This is a genomic window from Paenibacillus sp. FSL R7-0163 (assembly GCF_037969975.1).
Taxonomy (GTDB): Bacteria; Bacillota; Bacilli; order Paenibacillales; family Paenibacillaceae; genus Paenibacillus_AQ; species Paenibacillus_AQ odorifer.
Genome location: NZ_CP150224.1, coordinates 3726649 through 3752830 on the forward strand (window position 1 = coordinate 3726649; position 26182 = coordinate 3752830).

22 protein-coding genes and 1 riboswitch are annotated in these 26182 nt (G+C 45.4%); of the genes, 3 read left to right on the top strand and 19 right to left on the bottom strand.

The window, feature by feature from the left end:
- Position 1: 1 nt before the first annotated feature.
- The 17 genes from NST45_RS16645 to NST45_RS16725 form a co-directional block, all read right to left on the bottom strand.
- Positions 2–2080, bottom strand: a complete 2079-nt coding sequence (locus tag NST45_RS16645) for a heparinase II/III family protein (RefSeq protein WP_076316550.1) — start codon at positions 2078–2080, stop codon at positions 2–4.
- A complete protein-coding gene (locus NST45_RS16650) occupies positions 2077–2838 on the bottom strand; it encodes a glucose 1-dehydrogenase (RefSeq protein WP_076186672.1) in 762 nt (253 codons plus the stop codon). The genes NST45_RS16645 and NST45_RS16650 overlap by 4 nt, the downstream gene beginning before the upstream one ends.
- A 47-nt stretch (positions 2839–2885) precedes the next feature.
- Complete coding sequence (locus tag NST45_RS16655) at positions 2886–4682, bottom strand: sensor histidine kinase (protein ID WP_076316549.1); 1797 nt, start codon at positions 4680–4682, stop codon at positions 2886–2888.
- Positions 4682–5713, bottom strand: a complete 1032-nt coding sequence (locus NST45_RS16660) for a response regulator (RefSeq protein WP_076316548.1) — start codon at positions 5711–5713, stop codon at positions 4682–4684. Before NST45_RS16660 ends, NST45_RS16655 begins: the two co-directional genes overlap by 1 nt.
- A gap of 64 nt (positions 5714–5777) precedes the next feature.
- Positions 5778–6662, bottom strand: a complete 885-nt coding sequence (locus NST45_RS16665; protein WP_094902792.1) for a carbohydrate ABC transporter permease — start codon at positions 6660–6662, stop codon at positions 5778–5780.
- A gap of 21 nt (positions 6663–6683) precedes the next feature.
- Entirely contained in the window at positions 6684–7640 is a 957-nt protein-coding gene (locus tag NST45_RS16670) for an ABC transporter permease subunit (RefSeq protein WP_036689353.1), read from the bottom strand.
- Positions 7630–7836, bottom strand: a complete 207-nt coding sequence (locus NST45_RS16675; protein WP_051491612.1) for a tautomerase family protein — start codon at positions 7834–7836, stop codon at positions 7630–7632. Before NST45_RS16675 ends, NST45_RS16670 begins: the two co-directional genes overlap by 11 nt.
- A gap of 103 nt (positions 7837–7939) precedes the next feature.
- Positions 7940–11167, bottom strand: coding sequence for a DNRLRE domain-containing protein (locus NST45_RS16680; RefSeq protein ID WP_339823237.1), 3228 nt, complete (start codon positions 11165–11167; stop codon positions 7940–7942).
- A complete protein-coding gene (locus NST45_RS16685; RefSeq protein WP_339823239.1) occupies positions 11068–12192 on the bottom strand; it encodes an alpha/beta hydrolase in 1125 nt (374 codons plus the stop codon). Before NST45_RS16685 ends, NST45_RS16680 begins: the two co-directional genes overlap by 100 nt.
- Positions 12193–12266: 74 nt before the next feature.
- Complete coding sequence (locus NST45_RS16690; protein ID WP_339823241.1) at positions 12267–12437, bottom strand: hypothetical protein; 171 nt, start codon at positions 12435–12437, stop codon at positions 12267–12269.
- Entirely contained in the window at positions 12419–13819 is a 1401-nt protein-coding gene (locus NST45_RS16695) for an extracellular solute-binding protein (RefSeq protein ID WP_339823244.1), read from the bottom strand. The genes NST45_RS16690 and NST45_RS16695 overlap by 19 nt, the downstream gene beginning before the upstream one ends.
- 16 nt (positions 13820–13835) lie before the next feature.
- Entirely contained in the window at positions 13836–14900 is a 1065-nt protein-coding gene (locus NST45_RS16700) for a GDSL-type esterase/lipase family protein (RefSeq protein WP_038569861.1), read from the bottom strand.
- A gap of 213 nt (positions 14901–15113) precedes the next feature.
- On the bottom strand, positions 15114–16475 hold the full coding sequence (locus tag NST45_RS16705; protein WP_170914164.1) for an extracellular solute-binding protein: 1362 nt from the start codon (positions 16473–16475) through the stop codon (positions 15114–15116).
- 216 nt (positions 16476–16691) lie between these two features.
- A complete protein-coding gene (locus NST45_RS16710) occupies positions 16692–17402 on the bottom strand; it encodes a Crp/Fnr family transcriptional regulator (RefSeq protein WP_076104615.1) in 711 nt (236 codons plus the stop codon).
- 48 nt (positions 17403–17450) lie between these two features.
- Complete coding sequence (gene rd, locus NST45_RS16715) at positions 17451–17633, bottom strand: rubredoxin (protein ID WP_076140931.1); 183 nt, start codon at positions 17631–17633, stop codon at positions 17451–17453.
- Positions 17634–17661: 28 nt separating this feature from the next.
- Positions 17662–18876, bottom strand: coding sequence for an FAD-dependent oxidoreductase (locus tag NST45_RS16720; protein WP_076140930.1), 1215 nt, complete (start codon positions 18874–18876; stop codon positions 17662–17664).
- A gap of 15 nt (positions 18877–18891) precedes the next feature.
- Complete coding sequence (locus NST45_RS16725; protein ID WP_076100878.1) at positions 18892–20130, bottom strand: FprA family A-type flavoprotein; 1239 nt, start codon at positions 20128–20130, stop codon at positions 18892–18894.
- A 269-nt stretch (positions 20131–20399) separates the two neighbouring features.
- Here NST45_RS16725 and NST45_RS16730 point away from each other — a divergent pair, with 269 nt between their 5' ends.
- Positions 20400–21416 carry a CapA family protein gene (locus NST45_RS16730; protein ID WP_076140929.1) on the top strand — a complete coding sequence of 339 codons (1017 nt, stop codon included), beginning with the start codon at positions 20400–20402 and terminating at the stop codon, positions 21414–21416.
- Positions 21417–21495: 79 nt separating this feature from the next.
- Here NST45_RS16730 and NST45_RS16735 read toward each other — a convergent pair whose 3' ends face one another.
- Both NST45_RS16735 and NST45_RS16740 read right to left on the bottom strand, forming a co-directional pair.
- Positions 21496–22659, bottom strand: coding sequence for an NADH-dependent flavin oxidoreductase (locus NST45_RS16735; RefSeq protein ID WP_256719395.1), 1164 nt, complete (start codon positions 22657–22659; stop codon positions 21496–21498).
- Between the two features lie 112 nt (positions 22660–22771).
- Positions 22772–23620, bottom strand: a complete 849-nt coding sequence (locus NST45_RS16740) for a DUF6612 family protein (protein ID WP_036689342.1) — start codon at positions 23618–23620, stop codon at positions 22772–22774.
- 117 nt (positions 23621–23737) lie between these two features.
- Positions 23738–23829, bottom strand: a riboswitch (cyclic di-GMP riboswitch).
- Between the two features lie 203 nt (positions 23830–24032).
- Between NST45_RS16740 and NST45_RS16745 the strand changes: the two genes are divergently transcribed.
- The gene (locus NST45_RS16745) at positions 24033–24551 is read left to right on the top strand and encodes an RNA polymerase sigma factor (RefSeq protein WP_036689341.1); all 519 of its coding nucleotides are present in this window, start codon (positions 24033–24035) and stop codon (positions 24549–24551) included.
- Positions 24535–26151 (top strand): DUF4179 domain-containing protein, encoded by a 1617-nt coding sequence (locus tag NST45_RS16750; RefSeq protein ID WP_076104610.1) that lies wholly within the window; start codon positions 24535–24537, stop codon positions 26149–26151. Before NST45_RS16745 ends, NST45_RS16750 begins: the two co-directional genes overlap by 17 nt.
- Positions 26152–26182: the final 31 nt, after the last annotated feature.

The following is a 26182-nucleotide window of genomic DNA, read 5'->3' on the forward strand; positions in this document are numbered from 1 at the left end:
TCTACTCCTCCGTATTCCGGGACTTTTCCTGAATCAGTCCCGCTTTAGGGTCAAGGCAATAGACCACTACTTGCCCAGTTGTTGCTATTTGGATTCGGGGCGGTTCGCCCACCTGACTCACTAGCTTCAGTACAGCAGGTTCGTGACCGTCCCGATAAACCGTAATAAAATTAACCGACGGTCCTTTGTGCCGAAGCATAATACCTCGTAGCAATCTACTCGGGTCTTCGGCATTACCCGGTGTGCGGATTTCATACATAGTGGAGCCGGGCGCCAGTATAGTACTCGTGGATACTTCATACTCCCGGCCGGTGCTCACTCCATCATAACGGATATTCCACTCCGTATTTAACGGACAATCCGTCTCATTTTTCATTGCGGACAGTACTTCTACTGAGCCATAACCTGCTTCCAGACCAAGGACTGCCGGAGAGTCCGTCTGGACACGGTGAAGGTCGAACGGTAACAGCAAATGTCCCGTCGGATGAAACCATAAGTCCACTTCCTGATCCCGCTCCGTCACCTGCTCAACATGAAACCAATCCAACAGCCAACCGCCGGCCAATACAAGATGCCGGTCTAGAACAACTCCTTCATAGGCGCCGTCTGAGCGAATCCATAAGTACGTAGCATTGCCTTCCTGACGGAATTGACAGCAGCTTCCGGTATGTGGAGCTTGGGAGCGCCCTCCGATGGTAACCGTGTTATGGCTCGCGGTTTCGGAATACCATTCCTTCCGCAAAACAGATCCATAAGGAACCATGCCCAGCTCGGGAGCAACCTCCCCCCATCGGTGCATAATCGTGATATGAAGCTTATCAAAATGCCCATGTGATCCGCCATGCTCTCCGAAATCCGCCAGAACGGACAACGGATTGCCCGGGTGGCGGAGCACGGCGAATCCGGAATCCGGCAGTAGAACAGAGTCTCTCACCCTGTAACTGGTCTGAAGTTCCTTACTCTCACCTGCTCCATACAGCACTGCCTCCAGACCAGTCCTTAATTCCTGTCCATATAGATACCTATAAGCATTCGCCAGTATTGGCTGGAGACTCGGGTCTTTGTAAACCGCAATACCTATTTCAAATACTTCAGCAATTTCTCGGGCGAAAGGAACGCGCGCATAAGGACCATCATGCACGGCTGGAAGCTCCCCGTTATCGCCGCTAAGCTCTACCAGCAACTGAAACATGCCACGGATGGATTGTCCCTGATCTCCTTTGGCAGCATAGAGGTCAACCCCAAAGCGCCCGGACATCTCGGCTGCTATGAGATAAGCCCGCAATACAAAAATGTGGTAGTACGTGCTGCCTTCAAATTCAAAGCCATCTGGCTTCACGCCAATGGACAGATGATGATAGAATCCGCCTTCTCCCTCCAGCAAAGAAGCAAGCTTTTCTCTGGTACCTTTGGCGGCATATACACAAGCCAGGCTAGCGTTCAACCATGCGGTATAATTGTTCTCTGCATTCTTCTTCTCGTAAATGAGGATGTGACGGTATTGCTCCATACTCTCCTCCAGCATCGAGAAGAACACTTTCAGCTTTACCTCTTCCTCCCCAGTGAACGTTACTCCATGATCCACAAGCAGCAGATAGGCCCGAATAAGCGTAGTGGACCAGATAGCCTCTGTCAGCGCCTGATGAAAGGCACGGCCACTAAGCATCCAGGGTTGAGCATCGGGATGAACCGGATACAAAGGGAACTGCTCCGCATAACCGACAAGAATCTTCCGGGCTAAGCTGCTGTAGAATTCTTCTCCGTCTGCGGCGAATACCACGGCAGCTTGCAGCGCGTATCGCGCCATTGCCTGATGCCGGTATACCAGCCATGCTCCCCGGTAGGGCTCACCTTCCAGCTTGCAGCCCTTCGGGCAAGAAAAGACAACCGCATCTTGCTCCATAACATCGAAGATTAGCTCAGTATGATGCTGGGGACATACATATTGGTGCCACCAGCCACCAGGTTCTGTCGGGAGCAGAATCTCTTCTCTCCGGAAGGGATCCAGCTCCATTTTCAATTTATCCACCTCAAGACCAACCCAGGAAAAAGTATCTGCTTTCTCCTTAAGGTTCATCATCGCATGAACAAGCCTCCGTTAATTTCAATAATTTCGCCTGTCAGATAATCCGACAGCTCTGAAGCGAGGAAGAGTGCCACATTGCTCACATCCTGTGGAGCACCTTCCCGGCCCAGCGGAATCTTCGCAATCGTTGCCTGTCTTGCCGCATCCGCAGTAAAGGTAGCATGGAAAGCGGTCTGACCGATAAATCCAGGAGAGATAGCGTTTACATTAATCCCGTGAGGACTCAGCTCTTTGGCAAGTCCCTTGGTATAAGACCATACCGCAGCTTTGCCCGCTGCATAAATGGAAGCCCCCGGTCCGCCGCCGTCATGGGCCGCAAGGGAAGATACATTGATGATTTTACCGCTTTTCTTGGCAATCATCCCTGCGGATACGGCTTTGCAGGCAAACACGCATGATTTAAAATTGACGTCCATCACCTTGTTGTAATGCTCTTCGTTCATTTCAGTATTGGGAACCCGATTGATCATGCCGCCTGCATTGTTGACGAGAATGTCGATGGTTCCGCCGAAATGCTCCTCTATTTCCTTTACCATATTTTCCAATTGGGCAGGACTTGTTGCGTCTGCCTGAAAAGCATAAGCTTCTCCTCCGGCCTGACGGATCGCTTCCACCGTCTCCTCCGCAGAACCGAACAAATAGTTTACCGCCACTTTGGCGCCGGAAGCAGCCAAAGTCTCCAAGATTTGTCGGCCTATCCCTGCATTGGACCCTGTAACAAGCGCAATTTTACCAGTCAAATCAATTTTCATTGCCTATTTCCTCCTAATAGTAATTTTTTCTGAAAACATCTTTTTCCTCACTCCGCAGGCATGGATAAGATCAACCGGGTTCCCTCATTCTCCACGCTTTCGACACTTAATCCGTATTGTTCACCGAACACCATTTGAATTCTCCGGTGCACGTTCATGAGCCCGATTCCACCTCTATGATAGAGGGAGTCTCCTTCCGTATCCGCCAGCTGATTCAGATTCAGCTTCTCACGAAGCTTATCAAGCCGTTCGCGGGACATCCCTGCGCCGTTATCCTCTACAAGAACTAGAAAACGATCTCCCTCTTTTCTGGCGTCGATTCTAATATAGTGCTTGTCTTCAATTCCCTCGGGAAACGCATGCTGAAAAATATTTTCGATCAAGGGCTGAAGTGTAAGCCTGACCATCTTAGCCAGTAGCAGCGTCGGCGGAATCACTACGTCAATTTCGAACTCCCTGCCGATCCGGTGCTTGAGAATCGTCATGTAGCTCAGTACATGATTAAGCTCATTGGCAATCGTAATTTCCTCCAGATTAGTTTGGATGGAGTAGCGAAGCATGAATGCCATGGCCTCCACTATTTCTGTGATTTCATCCGAATCCTGAACGACCGCATAACATTTGATAGTCTCTAATGTGTTATATAGATAGTGCGGATTAATCTGCAGCTGGAGTGCCTGGAATTCAGCTTGATGACGCTCCAGAGCCTCCTTCTGGGTGGTAAGCTCCGCTTCGTATACCCGCTCAATCATTTCGGACAGCCGGGTCACCATGAGATTGTAGCTGCGCATCAATCCCCCCAGTTCATCCTGACGGCCGTTCATCTCAAGCCTGCGCCACTTGCCTTTTTCCGTCTCCCTCATGCCCTCCTTAAGAATCAGGATGGGCTTCGTGATGGATCGTCCGAACCAGGCTGCAAGGAGCAGTGTGCCGACAAGCGTGAGAACTCCCACCACCAGCGTGGTCGTACGAATGGTAGAAATAGGCTTGCGCAGCTCACCAACGGGTATGGATACTACAAGCTGCCATTTGGAATATTCGGATTTTCTCGACACGAACAAATACTCTTTCCCGTCTACTTTTTCCACCACAGAGTCATTTGGGTGTTGAAATACATTCTGAATGTGCTCAGCAGATAACCCAGGGTGGTTATTATTCCCTTCCGCCCGGTAAAGGAGCTTGCCGAATTCGTCCATGATAAAATAGGACCCGCCCTGTCCCAGATCAAGAGGTTCCCATATACGGGCCAGATCCTCAGCCTTGAATTCAATGGCGACTATACCTTTGGAACGATAGGAAGAGACCCCTCTGATTCGGCGGACCATCGTAATAATGTTCTTATCCCCTTCATTCATCACATTCGTGTTGAGAATGGTAATGCGGCCGCTCTCCGGCGTATGTTCGCTTAAGAAACGGTAGCGTTCCTGAGGATGAAACTGCAGGCTATGTGCCTGATAGGAGTTATCATCGCTAATGGCCTTGCCGTGTTCACCGATGACGTACATCAGATTAATCTGGGGATACAGAATAAACAAAGAACGAAACAAATACTTCTGAATGTCATTCGTATATTGATAGTAGGAGAAGCTATCCTCCGGGTCCATATCCAAGAACTCCTTGACTTGATTGTAGGACAGGATGGAATCGCTAGCCTTTTCATAATTTTGCAAATACAGATCCGTTTGATAAGACGCACTTCTGATGACTTGAGCAATGGACTTCTCAGAAGACTTATCCAGCTCAGCCGAAGCCTGAAAATAAGAGATAAATCCAACCATGGACAAGGATAGAAGAATGACGGTGAGAAAGGAGGCAAACAGCTTGTTTGACAGACTCTTTCTCATTAATCGATCCCCAGCTGGTTGCGGTACTCAGAAGGAGCCAGCCCGGTGAACTTTTTGAACGTCTTCGTAAAATGAGGATGGTCTGCATACCCGACTTCATAGGAAATATCGGTGATCCGATAGCTTGCATCGGCAAGTAATCTTTTGGCCTTCTCCATCCTGCGTTTTATGCGGTAATGCACAAAGGTCTCTCCTGTTGAGTGCTTAAACATCTGGCTGAAATAAGAGGCATTTAGCCCAAGCACTTCCGCCACTTCTTCCAGCGATACTTCCTGGGCGAGATGCTTTTCAATAAATGCTTTAGCTTCCTCTATCGGATCCTTCGCTTTACCCTTGCGCTTTCTACGAAGCTCTTCCAATATAGCTGCTGACGCTTCTGCGAAGCAGTGAAATAACTGCTCAGGTCCAGCTGCTGCGGACAAGTCTAACACGCTTTTACCGGGTGTAACTGAATTGACAAGCAGCTTCTTCACGAGTAAAGCATAGCCCTCTTCCAGAAGCTCTTTTTGCTGAATTCGGCTCATCTTACGCTGGAGGAAGTCAGTTTCCCATTCCTTCAGTACAAGGTACAGCCTTTCTTTATCCAAGGTCCAGATGGCATCATCCATACGCACGACCCATTCATCGAGCTTAGCGACAGAGACAAAACTCTCTAACTTCTCTCTATGCGCTTCCAGTTTGCCGATCACATTTTGAAGGTTCCCTTTGCTCACGGGTTTCAGGAGATATTCTTTCACTCCATAGGACAAGCATTGGCGGGCGTATTCAAAATCCCCATAACCCGAGATGACAACAGTCTGAATATCCGTCTCCATCTCCGACAGCCGCCGGCACAGCTCCAGTCCGTCTACCTTGGGCATACGGATATCTGTAAAAAGAAAATCCGGCTGCTCCTCCATAATGAGCTGAATTGCCTCTTCGCCATTCTGGGCCAGCTTAATGTTATACGGATGCTCGCCGCATTGCTGGATCATGATAGAAAGTCCCTTTCGAATCATGGGCTCGTCGTCTACGATTAATACACATCTCATCCATGGATACCACCTTCCGATTCGTCTCGCTTAACGCGTTCCTATTCTACCACACTATGATAGATCAGGATTTGACGGATCCGACCATCATTCCTTTAACGAAATGGCGTTGAAGAAACGGGTAAATCATGATAATCGGAATAGTAGCGACAATGATAACAGCCATTTTAATGCCCTCAGGTGAGGTGTGGGCCAAAGAGCTATACACTGAGGAAGCCGGATCAATGCTGATATCGTCCGTCTCGAAGAGCTTCTTCAACATCACCTGCAGAGGCCATAAAGACGGCTTGTTGATATAATACAGAGCGCTCATGTACGTATTCCAGTGCCCGACGGCGTAGAAAATCCCCAATGAGGCCATTACCGGTTTGGACAACGGCAGTACCATATTGACTATGATCCGCAGCTCGCCACACCCATCGATTCTAGAGGAATCTATCAGCTCCTGAGGCAGCTGCATGAAGAAGCTTCTCATCACGAAAAAGTTAAAAGCGCTGATGGCGCCCGGAATCATAAGTGCCCATAAGGAGTTCATAAGCCCCAAATTTTTTATCAGGATAAAATTTGGAATAAGAGGGGCGCTGAATACCATAGTGAACAATACCATCATGACGATGTATTTACGTCCTAGGAATTCCGGCCGCGACACCGGATAAGCGAGAGACGCTGTCGCAATCAGATTAATTGCGGTGCCCAGTACCGTAATATAGACGGAGACACCGAACGCCCGCCAAATGGAATGATCGCTGAAAACGTACTGATAATTGATCGCGGTAAATTCCTTTGGCAGCAAACCTACCCTGCCATTAATAATTGCTTCAGAGCTGCTAAAGGACTGGGCAATCACATTCAGAAACGGCAGAAACATAGCCAAAGCGAGAGCGGTCAGAAACAAAAGATTGAACACATTAAATAGATTCTGGCCGCGAGTATAGCGTACTCTCATCATCCCTACCTCCATAAAGAGCGATTAATACAGCGATTCACCGGTTGTTTTTTTGCTCAAAATGTTGCCGATGAGCACCAGAATGAGTCCAACTACCGACTTGAATAGCCCCACTGCTGTTGTATAGCTGTATTGCTGAGACAGCAGCCCCGCCTTATAGATATAAGTGTCCAGAATCTCCCCGTTCCCGGTATTAAGCGCGTTCAGGAATACCCATACCCGCTCGAAGCCAAGATCAAGAAATCTCCCGATATGGAGAAGGAACAAAATCATAATCGTCGGTATCAGAGACGGCAGTGTAATGGCTAAGGTTTGTTTCCAGCGCCCGGCTCCGTCTACTTCAGCAGCCTCATAAAGATCTGGGTTTATTCCTGCCAACGCGGCCAGATAAATGATCGTACCGTACCCGGAATCCCTCCAGATACCGGAACTGATCAAAATCGTGCGAATGTATGAATTTTCACCAAGAAAATAAATTGGTTCAAAGCCGAAGGCTTGTAAAACCTGATTCACAATCCCTGTTCCTGGGGAGAGGATACCCAAGGCGATACCGCTGACAATTACCCAAGACAGGAAATGGGGCATATAAACCACCGTTTGCAAAAACCGTTTGTAAAACACAAGCCGAATTTCATTCAGCAGAAGTGCAAGCAATATTGGAGCCGGAAAGGCGAATATAAGATCATACAAGCCTAGAAGAATTGTATTGCTCAAGATTCTTCCGAAATCCTGGTATTGAAACATCGTCCTAAAGTGCTCAAGTCCCACCCATTCACTGCCTGTAAAGCCTTTAAAAATGTTGTAGTTTTGAAATGCAATAACTGAACCAGCCAACGGCAAGTACTTGAAAATGATGAAATACAAGATCCCGGGAATCGCTATCACATAGAGTGCTCTGAATTTCCACATGTTTAAAAGCAAGGATCTTTTCGTGTCGGCTTTGTAGTTAATAAGGTCAACCCCAGTTAACTTAGCTTTCATAACCGTTTCCTATAGATCCTGTTTTCAGCAGGTTCGCCGGAGCATTCTCATCCAGGGGAATTTCTTGAAATTCGACGGTAATAAATCGTTCATCCCGTTCAATAATTCGGGATAACTCCCGCGTGAATACGGTGACTATCTCCTCCTTTTGCTCACTCGTTCGGCCTTCGTACATCCTAATCTCAATATGTGGCATCGGCCTTCCTCCATTTCCTTGAATAGTGAATGAATCTAACCTCATTCTACCTACAATAAAGCGCTTGCAATATGGAGTTTCTATGAGTGAGCTTGTGTTTTCTTTAGGGTATATTCGGTAACGGCCAACCCTCTACTACCACATGATCATTTTTGAAATAATTGCGACTTATACTGTCAATAAGATTCCCCTGCAGGATGATCCCTTTTCCAGCAAGAAGTCGAATGCCGTTCGTATTACCAATCAGCGAATTTCCGATCAATTGAACGTCCTGCGGGTCGCCCGCTCCGATATCATTTGCTTTGCTGTCGCCGGGATCATGCTCAAGGGATACAGCCCAATAATTCGACGCAGTATTGTTGCGAATGATATTCTCCTTAATGATTGTACCTGGCCCGTTCAAAATCTGAATGCCTTTGGCGTCCTCTATATGAGTTGTATTTTCAATCACATTTCGCTCGATGACTGTATCCGGAGTGCCCATAGTTACATTGATTCCTTCTCTTGTATTACGAATCGTATTGTCATGGATATAGTTGCGCGGTCCTGACTTACTGTGATTGCTGGGTGCTGTACCCCCGGTGTTTCCCAGTCCGATCGCCGCGCCGTAGGGAATATCGCTAATCACATTGCCGTATATCTCGTTCAAATATTCGAGTTCTCCGTGCAGATCGATGGCATCCAGCTTTGTATTCATAAACTGATTGTTTCGCAGGACATTGTTATGGGCAACAAATTGGATCAGCGCCCCATGCCGCAAATAAGGGCCTTCGAAATGGGAGTCCTCCACAACATTCCAAACCGTGTCGTTCTCATACCCGTTGCGATCCTGCTTGGCCATGCCCTGAATCGACACACCATAGCCAGCACCGCCCGGACCTACATCTGTCGCATTTCGGAACGTGCTGCGGCGTACGACGATATCACGGCTGTTGTCGATACGCACACCCATACGTGAATACTTCTCTACAGTAACTCCATCAACCGTGACGTTGTATGACGGAACTTCACCAAAATTTGCGATGGTAATCATGCTGTCGGGACCACCGGCGTCCGGGTTGTTCACTTTGTGATCCGTCGTGTAGACACCGTTCCATGTAGAAGTCAATGTGAGATTAGTTATGGACAGATCATGCTGTCCGGATACTTTCATCAGGGCGCTGTTTTTTACCTTATTGAGAGATGTCTTGAGGATGGTTGTTGATTGATCCTCACCGCGAAGGTTTACTCCTGACTTGAGCTTCAAATTGACAAGAGTATCCAATGTTGAGTTCAAATTATAAACCCCAGACGGCAAATAGACCTCATCGCCGGACTCAGCACTGTTTATGGCAGCTTGAATAGCAATACCGTCATCTGTGTCGTTATCGGCGAGATCAGCATTATAGTCCAGCACGTTCAAGATGCGCCCAGTGGTTGTAGGTGAGGAATGAACCGGATGCACCGTACCCTCAGGTTCGGTTAATCCGGGAGCTTTGAATGGGATCGGTTCCCGGGGTGGATTAGGCGTGTAGTTCGGGATGCTGGCTACAGGTGTATCGCCATTTGCGAACGGCGCATAGATGTTTATCTCCGATAAACTTGTAAACGCGCTGCCATCAGAATTCCCAAGACCTACGATACGCACATATCTGGCTTCTGTGTCAGGAAAATCAAAAGGTTGCATCTCTATGGTTCTGTACATGCTTGCACCAGTCCATATGGTAGTCCAAGCCAAACCGTCATTTGAAGTTTCGATACTCAATTGAGCCGTACGCGTGTCACCTTTATAAACGGCAATACCTAAATAACTGATCTGCTTCCGTTCGCCTAAATCGTATTGGATCCACGGGCTGTTACCTGCGGCGGACCAACGGGTGAACAAGTTATTATCGATGGTATTCGTTGCGATATTGCCATCGCTGTCGCTAGCTGTCACGTTTGCAATCGCGTAAGGAATGATGGGTTCTGTAAGCGTTGACCGGGTAAAAGAAAGCGGTACGGATGTATTGCCCGACTGATCCACCGCTTCAACCTTAAAACTGTACGCCGTGCTAGGGCTAAGCCCGACGGCTGTATACGTTGCATCGGTAACATTGGATAACAGGGTGCTATCCCGGTATACGCGATAGGAGCCGATACCTTGATTATCGCTGGCGGCCGGCCAAGAAAGTTGAATGAACTCTGTACCTATATTGACAGCTTTCAGAGAACTTCCATCCGGCCAGGAAGGTTTCTCATGGTCGCTTGAAGGTGCAACCGCTTCTTGAACAACCAGCTGTGGACGGGGGTTGCTGTTGCCATTAGCTTCTTTCGAATAGACATTGAGGGAAATTCCAGTGCTTGCCGCATCACCAAGCAGAAAAGCGATATTACCGCCCGATGCGGACAATCTTTCTCTGACAAACTCGGACACATCGATGCTGTAAACCTGTGGAGCTCCTGATTTGTCTGCCGTTACGGTAAATTTCCCACTTAACGAAGCAATGGTCAGATCCGTGACAGGCGCATTGCTCCAAGTCAGCTCCGATTCAGTCCAATTTGTATCCTTTAGGCCGAATAACGAAAGTTCGAGGTCCGCATTGGATGAACCCTTTTTGGCAGCAACATTAAAAATATACCTGTTTGCAGGATTGCTATATGAAGAGACATCAAATTTAAAATACACATATTTCTTGTTCTCGGCGCCAGAAGAAATACTGAACAATCCATTGCTGCTGCCCGTCGCGCTATTGAAGTTTACAGTGGGCTTGCTGCTGTCGATGACTGCATCGTCGCTCGGTGCCAGAATGGCTAGATCGCGATATACAACCTCATCATCAGGTGTTGTTGCCGTTCGATTCTTTACATATTGATCCATAAAAGCCCAAGCCTCGGCGCTTGCTTGCTCAGCCGCTTCGCCTATAAAACCGTGACCTTGTTTAGGTACAATTTTGACATCGACCACTTTCACGCCTGCATCCTTCAATTGATTGGAGAACGTAATACTGTCCGTATATGGGATCGTCGAATCCACATCCCCATGGCGGATGAAAAAAGGCGGATCGTCCGGTGACGCATAAGTGCCAGGCATAGCCAACCTTGCCTGGTCTGGCACAGAGAACGCGTCGTTCCCGCCTAAAAGCGCTTTTACAGATTTATAGCTATTAGCGAAGTTTGTTGTAAAATCCGCTGGACCGTAGAGATCGACAACGGCTTGCACTTGATCAGAATATTGCTGCCAACCGCCATTCCCTGCCAAATCCGGAACATTTACGGTATGTCCTGTATCCAATGTGATTGTCTCGCCTGACTTAATGTTCCCAGTCGTACCGAGTAGTGAGGCCAGATGCCCCCTGATGACGAACCCCATACACCGATCCGACTCGGGTCCAGATGGTATTCTGCCGCATGCGCGCGCAAGTAACGAATAGCAAGCTTCACATCCTGAATTTGCGCCGGGAATGGCGCTTCCGGGGTTAAGCGGTAATCCAGCGATACTCCGATATATCCTCGCTTGGTTACATAGTTGCAGATACTGGCAAGGGCTTGCTTCCGGTCTCCGTGATTCCAACCTCCGCCATGAATGTATACCATCACTGGCACGGGTGCTTGAGGCAGGATCTTGGGTACGGCAATCGAAGTATAAATCGGCCGCGTTCCAGCATTCCCAATCCGCACATCTTCATACAGCTTAACGCCTTCAGGAACCACAAACGGCTTAGGTTCAGCCGGTGTAGGGATTGGCACCGGTGTCTCTGCGGGTGGTATTCCGGGAATCGCTTGAGCTTTGAGGGCGACACTATCAATGTACATATTCGCGCTCATAAGCTCCCCCACACGAACCCGGATTTTGACGTTCGGGTTGTTGTCAGCTCCGCTGCCCAAGTTTTGGACTTTGAGTTGGTTCGGCTCACTGTTCTTTTGTTCCAGCGTTCCTGGGGGCAGCTTAAATTCCTCCAACGTTGTCCAATTTATCCCTCCGTCACCTGACCATTCTACGATGACGCTTCCTCCGATGTAGGAGGATGCCCGTGTATAATAACTCAATTGAAGATTGCGGTACCCCGTCGAATTCACTGGCAGCGCCAATGCATCCTTGCCATCGATTTTCACCAGATTCGGTACGGACGGGGCCGTGGACGAAACCGAAGTTTTCGCCATGCTGTTTCCTTCACCTTCCTGCAGCCAAGGCCCCGGAATGGTAACGCCACCGGTCGATCCAAAATTGTCAGGGTCATCGAAGTTTTCCTCGTAGAGCGTAACATAGTCATCGTTTATTCCGTCTGCATAAACTTTGGTAAGCGCTTGCATTTCCAAAGGCGAGTATAACAAAGCCAACGCCAACAGTACTCTAATGCCCACTCGAAAAGCTTTCCTATATAGTCCGTTTCTCAAATGAATTCCTCCCTGACATGGTATAGGTAATCACAAGCATTATGGAGTTCAAACCTCTTTTGAGATGCAGCTTATTAATGTCGGGACAAAATTACACCGTCGTTATTGTTATAACGTTCTGTTGCTTCCTTGACGACGTCACTTCCCCCTTTCTGCAGCCATTCCTCCACCACCTTCGGATAGTCTGAGATCGGCTTTTTGCCGTATACCATATTGATCACATGCGTCAATATAACAGGCGGCAATTTATTTCACCTGGAGTGATGTCCGGGTTTTTCTGATAGCCTTTTACTTGCGGTTCAAATTGAATCCCGTCGCGTCCCTCATTCGCAAGTACTGTGTCGTAGAGCTTCATCAAATCTTTTCCTTCGGGTGTGAGACTAAGCGCGCCTTTATTGTAGGTAGTATCCTGTACGAACCACAGCAGGATTTGACGGAACGTTTCCTCATCAGCTTCATCGGCTGTTTTCGGTCTGTTATAGTTAATATTTCCGTTCTCTACAGTGTAGTTTTCCCCTTCAATTCCGAAGGTAAAAAACTTTTCCGCTTCGTCACTAACCATCCAGTTGAAAAACTTGACGATCCCGGCAGGATCTTTCGCATCCTTGTTAATTAAATACGCTCGCGGCACCGTACCGACAAGTCGAAGTCCCCCCTTACCGTCAGGTCCTGTGGGCGAGGCGATCAGCTTCATTTTACCAGTAGGCACCTGTTCTCTTAGCTGCTGATCCCATTGGATCAACAGGTTGGCATTCATGTTCCAGATACCCGCCTTGCCTGCAAGAATATCGTTCTTGAATTTCGTGGGATTAATTGTGACGAACTCTTTGTTTATCAGTCCTTCGTCGAACATTGTCTTGTACGTTTGGATCGTCTTTTGCATATTTTCGATATTCATAAATTTCGGGACAATTTGATCCCCTTGTTTCATAAAGAAATTGGCAAAGGTATCGTAAGATCCGAAGAACATATCCGAATATACAAAGTCCTCCCGGCCCATATAAGGATTCTCCACACCCATCTTCTTAAAAGCACGCATGACATTCAGGAAGTCATCGACTGTTTTAGGCTCTGGCAGCCCTGTTTGTTCCAAAAGATCCGCACGAATCCAAGTTGCCCGGCGTGACGGATTGGACAGCCATTCCGGAATCGCGTAGATATTACCTTTCGCATCGGTCTCCTTGTCCCATGCCTCCTTCGGAACTTTCTTGAGAAGATCTTGCCCATACTGCTCAAGCAATTCATTAAGTGGCATGAATACTCCAGCCTCCACGGAACCTGCCAACTGAGGGTTCGTCAGCCCAGAGCTTGCTTGCACGACATCCGGAATGTCGTTGATCGCGAACATTTGAATCATTTGGGAATCAAAATTTTTCTGCTGCATCAAACGGATGTTAATATCTGTATTTGTAAGTTCCTCCAGCTTTTTGACCCATTTGTCATCATTGATATTCGGATGATTGTCTGCATACGAAATGTTTCCGCTCCGGAACGATATGGAGAAAGCAGTGGTTTTTTCTGGACTCTCCCCAGCTTGCTCTTCTCCCCCCTTATTAGAAGAGGAACATCCATTCATAGAGGCGGCTAATAATGAAACTCCCACCATGGTAAGCATCCAACGCTTCATTTCCATCAACTCCCTATTACAAAATTTGGGACACGGCACTAGAATGACTAGAAGTTCGGAGGGGCTCGATCATGGGCCGCAACAGTTTTGCTAAATGCTCGCTCATTAGCGTGTGTCCATAATCGGAAGGATGAATCAGATCGGAGGTCAGCGAGGTAAGATCGCGCATGACTGATGCGCCATCCAGCAGATGTAGTTGTGGATGTTTATTGCTCTCACAGTAACGAAGCAGCACTTCGTTAAAAATCCCCTCTTGGACATGAAGAAGATGGCCTGCATCAAGAAAATACGTTGCACGATTCGGATAAATCGTAGTAACAAACACAGGTTTGTCAGGATGATTTTCGATAACCCGGTCCAGCATGTAAGACACTCTACGCTTGAATTCCTCGGGAGACACTACAGCACGCATATTGACACCAAGTTCCAGAAACAGAAAATCCCAATCCTCACGTTCAGCCAGATGATCGGCAACTACGTCCTCGCAATAACAAGATCCGCTAAGCGCAAGATTTAGCACATCCACACCAAGTCTGCGCGCTGTCTGCTGTAAGTAACCATTGAAATGATGCGTGGATCCCGCGCTCTGGCTGATGGAAGATCCATAGGCGAGCATCGTAAGCTTCGGTACCTCATCCGGTCTAGGCGCACGTGCTTCACAACCAAAAGCATCCACATCGTAGAAAACAGCTCCGAAACGATCAAAATGCAAACGCCATACGTTAGAGGAAAATCCAGACTGATTCAGCCGCTTACTTGATACCTCTGTAAAACGTTCCGGCTCCTCCAAGTGCAGAGTGGTTACCGTACCCGCCTGCAAAAAATGCTGAGAATGAAAAAAATCCCCTCTGCATACCACAACTCGGCCGTTACTATCATTCGATCCGACAGTGACCCTAACATGCTTGGATTCGGTGACAAACCGCAATTCGCAGCCGTTCGATTGTATAGCTTTGGTTCTTCCTTTCTCTGACAAGCCATTGCGCACATGCTGTGGAAAACGCTGGAGATGTAATCCAGATTGATAGGGTTTATGAACCAGCTCCGAAACATTGTGAAAATAAACGCCTTCCTTTTCCATCGTTGCAGCTACACCACCTTAATAATAATTAGTTCGCGTTAACTCATATCTGACTTCTATTGCATCATATAATAATAATAAAAGTATAGTCAACATGTTTTTATGAGTCATATATGAGTCAATTATTGTGCGACAAACAAATACTTCAGCATAACAAAAAGCACAGGTTCAGAATTGAACCTGTGCCGGAATTTTCGAAAAAACTTTCAGCCCTCAAGAGTGCTGAGTCTCCTGATTTACCGTATTCAATATCTCCTCAAGCCTGCGGCATAACTCGTCGTTGTCCAGTAGGCCTGATACAAACATCATGATATCGCGTTGAATCTCTTTCAACTGGAGGTTGCTTAAACCCAGCTCTGTAACCAGACGATAGGTAGGGAAGATCTCACGGTAAAGCTGAAAACGGGCCGGACGATAACCCACTTCCTCACCTTCCCAATCCATCACCAAACGGTTGGCTGCAATATTCAGTGTCTTGCGCCTAATGATCAGTTGCGCCTCGTGTGAGGTGAGAAAATCAACGAGTAGCATGGATGCATCCTTGTTCTGTGATTTGCTGTTAACCGCCAGTCCATTTATAATCAGCAGCGTATCAGCATTTTGCAGCCGAGGCAATGGAGCAATATCGAATGCCAAATCGGATTGACGCAATTGATTCAAGAAATAATAGGTCGTCATTATCATGGACACTTTGCCTTGCAAGAACAAGGCTTCCGCATCCGCATCGCTCTCGGACAATACGGCTGGAAATACATCCTTCATGCCTATCAGCTTTCGGATGGTTCCTAAACTGTCGAGTAGCTTTGAGCCACTGAACCGGTATTTGCCTTCGTCATCCTGTTCTGCCGCAAACGTTGTGCCGCTTTGAAGCAGGAACAACGGCCACCGGTTACGAGAAGGCAAATAAAAATAAAAACCGTACCAGTCATGACCTTCTGCTACCTTTCGACCATTAGCGAACAAATCGTCCCAGGTCCAGCTACTGTCGGGTGGTGATACGCCGGCTTCCTTAAAGTGCTGTTTATTATAACAAAGCACGACTGGAGAATAAATAAAGGGGCGAACACGATTATGGTCACCGTACCGGAACGGGTCGGAAAGAAAACGATACGTGTCCGGCTGTTCCTCCATCGGCTCCAGCAGCTCTGTACAGCCTTGCTCCAAAAAATCCTGGTAATTGTTATTATTCATCAGTACGACATCCATGATTTCCGATTGCAAATATTCTTTCAAAGATGTTGAGTAGTTTCCTGAAGACAACTCGAGCGGCTGAACGTCGATATGCGGATAGCGTTTGCCGAACTCATTCAGTAGCTCTTGCATCTCTACAAGCTTGGGGATGGTGTTCACATATCCGAACTTGATCGTCGTTCTGCCTTCCTCTACCGGAGGGATGACCCGATTGCCAACACGCGGAATTTTCTCAATTAAGCCTTCATCCACCAGCACCTTGAGCCCGTTGCGCACAGAAGCGTTACTAAGTCCGAAACGCACCTCTAAGTCGCTTTCTGAAGGAAGATAACTGCCGATCGCTATACTTCCCGAACGAATTTCATGTCGCAAGGTTTGAATCATTTCCTCTAGCCTAATCCTGAAAAATTTTCTGCTATTCCTTTTCTGCATTGGGTTTCCTCGCCATCTTCCGATTAATCGAGCCCATAGGGACAAGTTTATATAGTATTCATCATACTGAAATCCTTTGGGAACGACAAGTATTCGGAGTCTGGCCCCATATAGCGTATGTTCTGCACCAACGGTGTCATACAGGACAGTCAATACACCGTAATCCTCTTAATACCCCATATAACTCTCCAAACCGGCTGGATCTATAATGATCATTTGCTTGTTTCCGATTAGCTCAATAAGACCTGAATCTTCGAACCTTGAGAATTTTCTGCTAATAGTTTCGCGGGTGACCCCAACATAACTGGCCAGCTCTTCACGAGACAACGGAAGGTCAATATGAATATGAGCGCCACGCTGCTTACCATATTTGTCGCTGAGTTCCATGATCATATAAGCAATTCGTATTTCGGGATCTTTGGTCGCCAGGCTTTGCGCCAGATTTTCCGTATGGGCTAGTCTTTTGGTCACACTCTTCAGTAGCCTGAGCGAAATATCCGGATTATCCCTCATCAGCTGCTCCATATCCGTTCGGGTCAGCATGCAAATGTTAGTGTCTTTCAGAGCATAAGCACTGAAGTTACTCAGCTCATCGCTGTTAAAAATGCTCAGTTCCCCGAAAAAGTCTCCATTCGTCAAGATGTGCAAAATTTGTTCCTTGCCCTCAGGAGTTGTTTTGGATAATTTAACATGCCCTCGCTGAATAATGTAGAGCGTATCCGACGGCGCCCCTTCCAGAATTAAAGGTTGACCTTTAGTAAACTTACGATGCTTGATCATAGCGCTGATCCGGGAGAGATCGTCATCGCTTAACGCAGCAAAAATAGGCACCTTGCGGGTACAAGGTTCAGCAGCGTATCGGCAAGAATACTCCTTCATAACTGTCCCCCCTGTTGTTCATTTTTTTTGTACAACTTTTACTTTCCTTTAGGATACAAAAGTTTTTTTGTCTTCAACCGCTGCAAAATGACTGGTATCTTCACCGCATACCGGACAGACCCAATCTTCAGGCAAGTCTTCAAATGCAGTGCCTGCAACAACATCCTCATCGGGATCGCCTACTGCCGGATCATAGATATAACCACAGGGTAGACAAATGTATTTTTTCATCTTTATCATCTCCTAAAAAGTTAATAGTTTAGTTCAACCTGGCTTGTACTTCAGCCATAATCTCCTCGATGCTGCTCCCGTTAACATCGATCCCCTCAAGGGGGATGCCTTGCTCTACAGCGGTTTTATACCCCAGTGAAGCAGCTGCTCCTTGCCAGGATATCGCACCAATCATTGTGTTATCTTTCACATAGATTCGCGTATACGCCCCATTTTCTTCTCCGCGTACCACCGTATCGCAATACCGTTCATCCACGTTGCCTATCGAAAATAAAGAGATGCCAAAGGCATTAAATAAGGTAACCGGAACAGCTCTACGATACGCAGTCAGATTGGCAACCATATTACTGCCGGCAATCCGGCCCTGCTCAATCGCTCCGCCCCACAGTCCTTCCACATGCCCGTTAACTTCAGCCACATCTCCGGCTGCGTACACATGTGGATCATTTGTTTGCATTTGTTCATTTACGATAATGCCCTGCCGGACTTGAATACTCGAGCCACTTACCAGTTCCGTATTCGGTACAATACCAATGGAGTAGACCACATGGTCACAGGAAAAATGAGATTGGTCGCCCAGCGTAATTCCGGTAACAAACTCTGTTCCTGTAATAGACGCCACATCTGCTTGAAGAATAACCTTCACACCTGCTTGTTCAAGGTTCTCCTTAAGTAGTTGTGAGGATTTCTCATCAAGCTGTCTGCCCATCAACCGGTGAAAAGCTTCGATCACCGTTACCTGATATCCAGCTTCATGCAGCGCCCAAGCGGTTTCGATTCCCTGCACTCCACCACCGATTACGGCTACATGGCTGCCATCCTGCAGGTTTTCTTTCAATCTGTCCGCGTCGTTCATGTCCCGGAGGGTATGAACATTGTTCAGGCCGGAGCCCTCAAGGGAAAGTTCACGATTCTTCGCTCCCATGCACAATAAAAGCTTATGATAAGAAACACTCTGCCCATCTTCTGTCACAATAATTTGCCGGTCCGGATGAACAGAACGGATTCGGGTCGAGGTTTTTACGGATATACGGTTATCTCGGTACCATTTTTCCTTCTTAATCAGTACCTTCTCACTGTGCAGGTCGGTAAACAGCCCTTTAGTCAGCTTAATCCGGTTATAGGGCAGTTGGCTTTCCTCCCCGAAGATCGAAATTTCCGAATCTGCGTCTTGATCACGGATGGCTTTGGCGGCATGGACGGCGGCTACTCCGCCGCCAACAATAACGTAATGTTTTGTCATCCTATGCTCCCCTCCCTAAAATGAACTCAGCAGCAAATCCGATACAAATTCAGCCGCATTTTTAATTTTTTGAACTTTCTCAGGCTCTTTCGGGGAAAACCTGATTCGTACAGGGAACTCTACATGTGTCATCCCCGTGGATTTAATAACCTCAGATGTGCTTTGCACCGTCATGTTTGTTCCATTCAGATAATCCTGAATGACTTCAATGGCTTCACCACTCCAACCGTAGGAGCCAAAGGCTGCAGCAAGTTTGCCTTCCAGATTCATATTGTGCAATTCTTTCAGAATGTTCTCCAGATTCCCAATCATGTCCGCGTATTTAGTGGAGCTGCCAATAAAGACCGCGTCAGCTGACGTTATGCTGTTCAGAATATCGGTGGCACTGCTTTTATCTGCATCCCAGACCTCTGTCTCAATATTATTTTCCTGCAAGCAATCCTGTATAATTTTGGCCATCTTCTTGGTACTGTTTTTGATGGTGGTATAAACGATGGTTGCCTTTTTTCCTTGCGTCGTTTCGCGGCTCAATGTGGCGTACATCCCGATATATTTACGTATGTCCTCCCGGATCACAAACCCATGGGAAGGAGCGATCATCCGGATCTCAAGATCCTTAACAGCCTCTAACAGGGTTCTTACATATCTTCTGTGAGGATGAATAATTGCTGCGTAATAGCCCTGGAAATCTTCCGTAATATCAAACCCGGCTTCATCGCTGAATAGATTCTCCACCGCAACATGCGTGCTGAAAATATCACAAGGAAATAAGATTTGATCTTCGATACAATAGGTGATCATCGTTTCTGCGGTATGGAGATACGGTGTTTCTTTAAACAGCAGCGTTTTCCCGCCAATATCCAGCTTATCTCCGTCTTTAACCACCAGGAAGTTCCGGCTATGAAGCTTGTACATTTCCTGCAATTCGGGAACAGCAATCTCGGTGCATACGATCGTGGCATTTGCAGCCTTGGCAGCGAGAGCTGCCAGTCCACCAGAGTGATCAGGCTCTGTATGATTAATTACAATGTAATGGATATCTAGAAGATCAATCATTTCACCCAGACACTCGGCATATTCACGTCCGAATTCCATATCTACGGTATCAATGACAGTTGGTTTACCTGTTTTTAATAAATAAGAATTATAGGTAGTTCCTTTTGCCAGAATCAGGCGGTGAAATGGAACCTGGCGGTTATCGATTTTGCCTATCCAGTAAGTATCCTCGGCGATTTTTTTGAATTGTGTACTCATTTCTTTAACCTCCAATGTTTGATTGATAATGTTTATCAACAACCTTATTTTATTATGGCTGCCAAACAAAAAAGAGGATTTGAATCAAATTATAAAAGTTTGAAAAAAATGAATACCTTAAATTTAGACGATCTAAATAAAGTGATTATGCGTTGAGTCACATTTTAAATAAAAAGCCATACAAATGTTTGCACTTCGCCTTAAAGAAAGAATAACCCCTAACAACTTTATGCCATATCCTAATGAAAATAATAAAAAGGTGGATATCCATGACTGAAATACAAATAGCTGCTGTGGGAGATCTAATGGTCAAACGTTATATTATTTCGGATGCTAAACAGCCTGACGGAACCTATTCGTTCAGCCCCCTGTTTGCAAAAGTAGCTCCTTATCTGAAACAGGCTGATTTGACGATTGGCAATCTCGAAACCACCTTTGCTGGAAGTGGCCCCGAATGCCGGAAAAGCCCACGATCAGGCGGTCCGATATTCAAATGTCCAGACGAACTGGCCCCTGCACTTAAGGAAGCCGGATTCGACGTATTAGTAACGGCCAACAATCATTGCATGGATTATGGTGCCCCGGGTCTGGTTCGGACGTTACGAGTTCTGGACCGTAATGGAATCGACCACACGGGAACAGCTAAATCATTAGAAGAATCCAAGAGAACGCTTATTAAAAACGTCAAAGGAATTACGATTGGCATCCTCTCCTACACAGCAGGAACTAACCGAATTCCTGTACCAGTGAGTAAGCCATGGCTGGTTAACCGGATATCTACGCCCAAGATCATTCGCGAGATTCGAGATTTAAAAAAGAAAGTCGATCTAGTCTTGCTTTATCTGCATTTCGGAAGCGAATATCGTTACACTCCAAACAAGAGACAAAAAGAACTGGTCAATCTCTTCTTTAAAAATGGCGCCGACATCATACTGGGGTCTCACCCACATGTTCTTCAACCGTTAGCGCTTCGTGGAAAAAAACAATTCGTTATTTACTCATTGGGGAATTTTGTTTCGACTAAACTAATGAATATTCCTTATACACAAAGCGGTGTCATTCTTACGCTTAAAATAAAGAAGGATGAAAAAGGACACACGAGTATAACCAACGTAGGTTACATCCCGACTTGTGTAGATCGAAGAATAAAAAGCGGCAGGAAAATTACAGAGGTCATCCCCATCCGCGACGCATTAAAGAGAAGCGACACCGACATAAAAACAGAGCGGCGAAATCTCATGAATCGAATGTTGAAACATACGACAACAATTTTAAAGAGGGAATAGAAGTCATTACACAAAAATAACGTTCCGCGAAATTTACCGCGGAACGTTATAGATTTAGCGCTCAAAACTGTGTTTGGGTTTAGCGTAAACGATCAGGCATCATTAATTTAAGGAATTCTAGAATACCATTCTCTACTACGAGTTCTTCTCTATCTTGATCAGCAAGTACTCTTCTGATGATATCTTCTTTACCCTCCAGCACTTTACTTGTCCAATGAGGATCAATGATAAGAGATCGTCCTACTGCTACTAATTCAGCATTTGTCAACGTTTCCTCTGCGTCCTGTTTGGTACGGATATCTCCTACCCCAATTAAAGGTACACGGCCATTGATTTTCTCATGTACATATTGCAGGATTGATTTTTCTTTAAAATCTTCTGATGCAGAAACTTTCTTAAAATCCCCTAATGAAATATGCAGATAATCCAGCTTTTTATCAGCTAATTTATCAATAAGATAAAAGGTGTCTGTGATTTTAATGCCAGGCTCTTCATATTCTTCTGGAGAAAAACGATAACCGACAATAAAATCCTTAACCTTTGAATTGTCAACGACAGCAATAACTGCATCCACTAATTGGTTAATGAAATTAAATCTTTTCTCTAAGCTTCCGCCCCATTGATCATCACGACGGTTGGAGTGTGGAGAGAAGAACTGTTGGACTAAATATGTGTTTGCTCCATGAATTTCTACCCCGTCAAATCCAGCTTGAATAGCACGTTGAGTCGCTTTTTTAAAATCCTCAATTACACCGAAAATTTCATCTTCTGTTAATGCTCTTGGAATTTCTGCATTCGGACGTTCGGCAGCAATGGCGCTGGAGGAAACTGGTTGTACGCCACGTAGTATTTTTGAATCTGTCATTCTTCCTGCATGGAATAGTTGTAAAATAGCTTTTGTTCCATTTCGTTTAATAGTAGATGCTAATCGGCTAAGGCTAGGAATAAATTGATCGGAGGAAACACTAAGTTCACCTTCCCATCCTTTTCCACCCTCTTGTACATTTGCTGCCGCAGTGATGACCGCACCTACTTCGCCCGTTCTTAGTGAATAGTATTTCAATTCATCTTGTGTTACTACACCGTCATAAAAGCTCATTCGCGTGGTCATTGGAGCCATAACCACTCGATTTTTTAATGTCAGTCCTCTGCGAAAATTTAATGTTGTGTCTAGTGCTATCATCTTTTCCCCAACTTTCATTAAATTATATTTAAACAAAATATTATATACATGCGCATACATATAAATTACAGCAATGATTTATTCTTGTCAACTAATAAACAACTGCTGTTGAATACAACAAAAAGCGCTGTTCAGCGGAACAGCGCTTTTTGCTCGATATGAATCGTCCTTATTATTCTAGTTCGGCCGGTTTTACAATGGCTGTACCTTTATTATTCTTGGAATATTTAGCTTCAATTTTCGTGGTGTATGTATCTTTGGCTCCGTCACTTACCAGCACATAACTCAGATCGACTGTCAGCTTTTCCGTTTGCCAGGTCTTAGTATTGACGAATAATTTCCACGTTACGCTTTTGGGTTGAACTGTCTCACCATCCCAGAGGTTCTCCTGGTCATAGAGTTTGATTATCCCCTTAGCTGCTGTCGGATCGGTTACCGTGAATTGTAAGACCGTTTGTGCGCCAGCCGTGCTGACTTTCATGGATTTTTTATAACTTTTGACCGAATCAAGCATGGAAACAGGATCGTATTGGCCTTTAGAGTAAAAGGCATCCCATTCCGTTTTCTCCAGTCCAAGCCAATACTGTGCATCAGGATCGATCGGCTCCCCGTCATCGTCGTAACCTTCATCTTCAGATTCATCGATCAGTTCACTTCCGTCTACAAGATAGTAAAACTCCTTGTCATTGGCATATAGACTGTACGATGTTTCTAAAAGACTACTAGCGACAGTGCCTGCTGCGGCAAAATTCGGCAGACGGTTGATATCCAGCTTCAGAGTGTTGGTGTTGCTGATACGCACCCCGCCGCTTTGAATATCCTGTTTTTTGGTCACATCCAGATGGAAATTCTTTATTGCTTTGGAGGCTGCCGTTACTTTGCTGATCATCTGATCCGCGGTTACTACTGTTGAGGTAGCTGCAGACACTACTCCTGGATTAGACATCCATCCGATCGTTCCGGACAGCAATAAAGCACCTACTGCCAAACTAGTACCTATTGTTTTGAAAAAACTATTCATGTACTTCCCCTTTCGGCCCCTTGCGATAATGTAACGCCGTATAGGTCGAAATAATAAAAGAGCTCAAAATAGACTACATATTCTTAGAGCTATCCTTTATGCTTCATAAGACATCCCTATGGCGGCCTGGCGATCATTTCCTTCTGTCGAAAGGCTTTAGACCCATGGCTTTGTGTCATCATCTTTCGATGATTTTACCTTTAACGCGGACATTCAATTAGTTTTAATAGATTAGGGACGCATGTCCCACCGCTAATTTTATCATGGTTATAATTACCTGTAAACGACTTATCTTCCATTCGAATTCGCTATGATACTCAGAAGAAATACTACAATCAAAATGAAAAATGAACGATTACATACGCTTATAAGTCTTATTAATGAGAACAGCAGAGACAGGGGGTGCAGCAAAATGAGTGACCGGGAAATTTTCGAGCTCTATAAAGAACAAGTATATTATTTTTGTTACTACTTAATGAAAAATCAGGCAGATGCGGAGGATATTTCCCAAGAGGTATTTGTAAAAGTTATCTTAGCGGATAAGTCGAAGGTAAGAAACTTGAAAGCTTGGATTTTACGAATTGCTTCGAATGAGTGCAACAGTGTGATCAAAAGGCGTAAGACGGGGTGGATGAAAGAAGTACGTAATTATTTACTATCCAGGTCTGAGGAATCAAACCCTGTAGAAAAACGTTTGGATCGACAGGAAACTAAAAAAGAATTACAAGGGTTATACAGTCAGCTTCCTGACAAAATCAGAATGGTAGTAGTCCTTCGTTTTATAAACGAATTGACTGTACCCGAGATTTCTAAAGTTATGAGCATACCCGAAGGAACTGTAAAATCCAGACTGAACAAGGGACTTAAAATACTAAATAGAATGGGTGGAACCCAACTAAAGGAGCTGAATAGTAATGAGTCTCTATATTGAAAAAGATAAACATATTCCCCGACCAGATTATGATTTGATGTGGACTGCCATAGAACAAGAAGCATATACACGTCAAAGAAATCTGCATGCCTCCCAGAATACTCCTAGGCCTAATAAAAAGGTTATTCCTATCAGTATTGTCTTTTCTTGCCTCTTACTTGTAGCCATTCCTGTATTCGCTAGTATGACGATTAATTGGGATAAAATTGGTGGTCGAAGTGTGAGTAATGCATTAAATAACGGCATCGGTCAACAGTATAATCTTCAAACTTCCAGTTCAGGAGTAACAATGAATTTGAACGGTGTTGTAACTGATGGAGAAAAAATGAAAATGCTGTTATCACTTGATACTAAATCTGATCTATCCCAATATATTGGATTTGCTACAGAGGAAAACATCATCACTAGTGAATCCGGTGCCAAGGCAAAGGTATACGGTTATTTAGAATACGATCCTGAAAGCCAGAAACTCATTGGAGTATATGAAACACCTGATACATTAAAGGATGATAAAAAGGACTACAAGTTTGAAGCACGGAATCTCATTTTTTACCGTGATCAGAATATTCCCTTACAATCTAATCATCAAGCAGGAGATACAATAATTGATACTGGAGTTAAGCAATACCCAAGCATTCAAATCGAATCCGTTCGACATGTTTCCAATCAAACCATTATCCGTTACAAAGTCGCTGCATCACCATCTGACTTAGGACGGGGTAACCCACATTTGGTAGTTAGTACTGGTGGTCAAGAGAATGAAGCAATTCCAACCATCATGCCTAACGAAGGATCGGATTTATTTATTGAACAGGTTTTTAATATAACTGAATCAGATTGGAAGGAAGCTAGTCTTCATTTTAGTTACATTGAAGAAGCGAAACGATTTTCAGGTACGTGGAAGTTCGATTTTAAAGCAGATGGACAAAAAGCAAGTGAGGCGATTTACACTAAGAAACTGTATAACAGTCCTGAATTTCAAGAAAAGACCGGTATAACCTTAGATCAGCTAGTGGTTACCCCTTTGGATATCCAAATTCTAATAGATGAAAATGATTCGCTTAAAAAAGGAATTGTCCACTATAATACCGCTCAGTTGGTTATAGGTGATAAAACAATCACTGGGGGTTGGAATTTGAAAGGTGATCATTCCGAAAGCTACCAGCATTTATTTCAATTCGAATCTCCGGAATGGTATAACGACTGGTCCGATGTTCCAATGAAACTTATATTAAAGGATGCTGTTATTGAGAAACGTGATACTACTAAGAATTGGATCACTATAAACAAACCTAAAGAAGAAAAGCAGTTCACTTCACTTGATGTCGATGGGTTAAAAATTGAATTCACTTACTATACTGAGGGCGAAAATTTGATTGTCGAATCAACATCCAAATCTTCTGGCTTCAAAAGTGTTAACCAAACTACGTTACGGATTAATGGCAAAGAGGTGGTGCCTGAAATTACGCCTAAGGGCATGATATCTGCAGGAACTAATATTGATAGCTACAAAGATATTCCTTTCGACGAAAAAATCGAACTGAACCCTGGTATCTATAAATATAGCGATCCTAGCCGGAACGAGGAAATTAAACTTTAATACAGGAAGTTAATCTATGTCCCGCCCTTTC

What these genes read in the sequence shown, in the direction of transcription:
- NST45_RS16645 (WP_076316550.1), bottom strand. Translation starts at nt 2,080, where the DNA reads ATGATGAACCTTAAGGAGAAAGCAGATACTTTTTCCTGGGTTGGTCTT.
- NST45_RS16650 (WP_076186672.1), bottom strand. Translation starts at nt 2,838, where the DNA reads ATGAAAATTGATTTGACTGGTAAAATTGCGCTTGTTACAGGGTCCAAT.
- NST45_RS16655 (WP_076316549.1), bottom strand. Translation starts at nt 4,682, where the DNA reads ATGAGAAAGAGTCTGTCAAACAAGCTGTTTGCCTCCTTTCTCACCGTC.
- NST45_RS16660 (WP_076316548.1), bottom strand. Translation starts at nt 5,713, where the DNA reads ATGAGATGTGTATTAATCGTAGACGACGAGCCCATGATTCGAAAGGGA.
- NST45_RS16665 (WP_094902792.1), bottom strand. Translation starts at nt 6,662, where the DNA reads ATGATGAGAGTACGCTATACTCGCGGCCAGAATCTATTTAATGTGTTC.
- NST45_RS16670 (WP_036689353.1), bottom strand. Translation starts at nt 7,640, where the DNA reads ATGAAAGCTAAGTTAACTGGGGTTGACCTTATTAACTACAAAGCCGAC.
- NST45_RS16675 (WP_051491612.1), bottom strand. Translation starts at nt 7,836, where the DNA reads ATGCCACATATTGAGATTAGGATGTACGAAGGCCGAACGAGTGAGCAA.
- NST45_RS16680 (WP_339823237.1), bottom strand. Translation starts at nt 11,167, where the DNA reads ATGGGGTTCGTCATCAGGGGGCATCTGGCCTCACTACTCGGTACGACT.
- NST45_RS16695 (WP_339823244.1), bottom strand. Translation starts at nt 13,819, where the DNA reads ATGAAGCGTTGGATGCTTACCATGGTGGGAGTTTCATTATTAGCCGCC.
- NST45_RS16700 (WP_038569861.1), bottom strand. Translation starts at nt 14,900, where the DNA reads ATGGAAAAGGAAGGCGTTTATTTTCACAATGTTTCGGAGCTGGTTCAT.
- NST45_RS16705 (WP_170914164.1), bottom strand. Translation starts at nt 16,475, where the DNA reads ATGATTCAAACCTTGCGACATGAAATTCGTTCGGGAAGTATAGCGATC.
- NST45_RS16710 (WP_076104615.1), bottom strand. Translation starts at nt 17,402, where the DNA reads ATGAAGGAGTATTCTTGCCGATACGCTGCTGAACCTTGTACCCGCAAG.
- rd (WP_076140931.1), bottom strand. Translation starts at nt 17,633, where the DNA reads ATGAAAAAATACATTTGTCTACCCTGTGGTTATATCTATGATCCGGCA.
- NST45_RS16720 (WP_076140930.1), bottom strand. Translation starts at nt 18,876, where the DNA reads ATGACAAAACATTACGTTATTGTTGGCGGCGGAGTAGCCGCCGTCCAT.
- NST45_RS16725 (WP_076100878.1), bottom strand. Translation starts at nt 20,130, where the DNA reads ATGAGTACACAATTCAAAAAAATCGCCGAGGATACTTACTGGATAGGC.
- NST45_RS16730 (WP_076140929.1), top strand. Translation starts at nt 20,400, where the DNA reads ATGACTGAAATACAAATAGCTGCTGTGGGAGATCTAATGGTCAAACGT.
- NST45_RS16735 (WP_256719395.1), bottom strand. Translation starts at nt 22,659, where the DNA reads ATGTATGCGCATGTATATAATATTTTGTTTAAATATAATTTAATGAAA.
- NST45_RS16740 (WP_036689342.1), bottom strand. Translation starts at nt 23,620, where the DNA reads ATGAATAGTTTTTTCAAAACAATAGGTACTAGTTTGGCAGTAGGTGCT.
- NST45_RS16745 (WP_036689341.1), top strand. Translation starts at nt 24,033, where the DNA reads ATGAGTGACCGGGAAATTTTCGAGCTCTATAAAGAACAAGTATATTAT.
- NST45_RS16750 (WP_076104610.1), top strand. Translation starts at nt 24,535, where the DNA reads ATGAGTCTCTATATTGAAAAAGATAAACATATTCCCCGACCAGATTAT.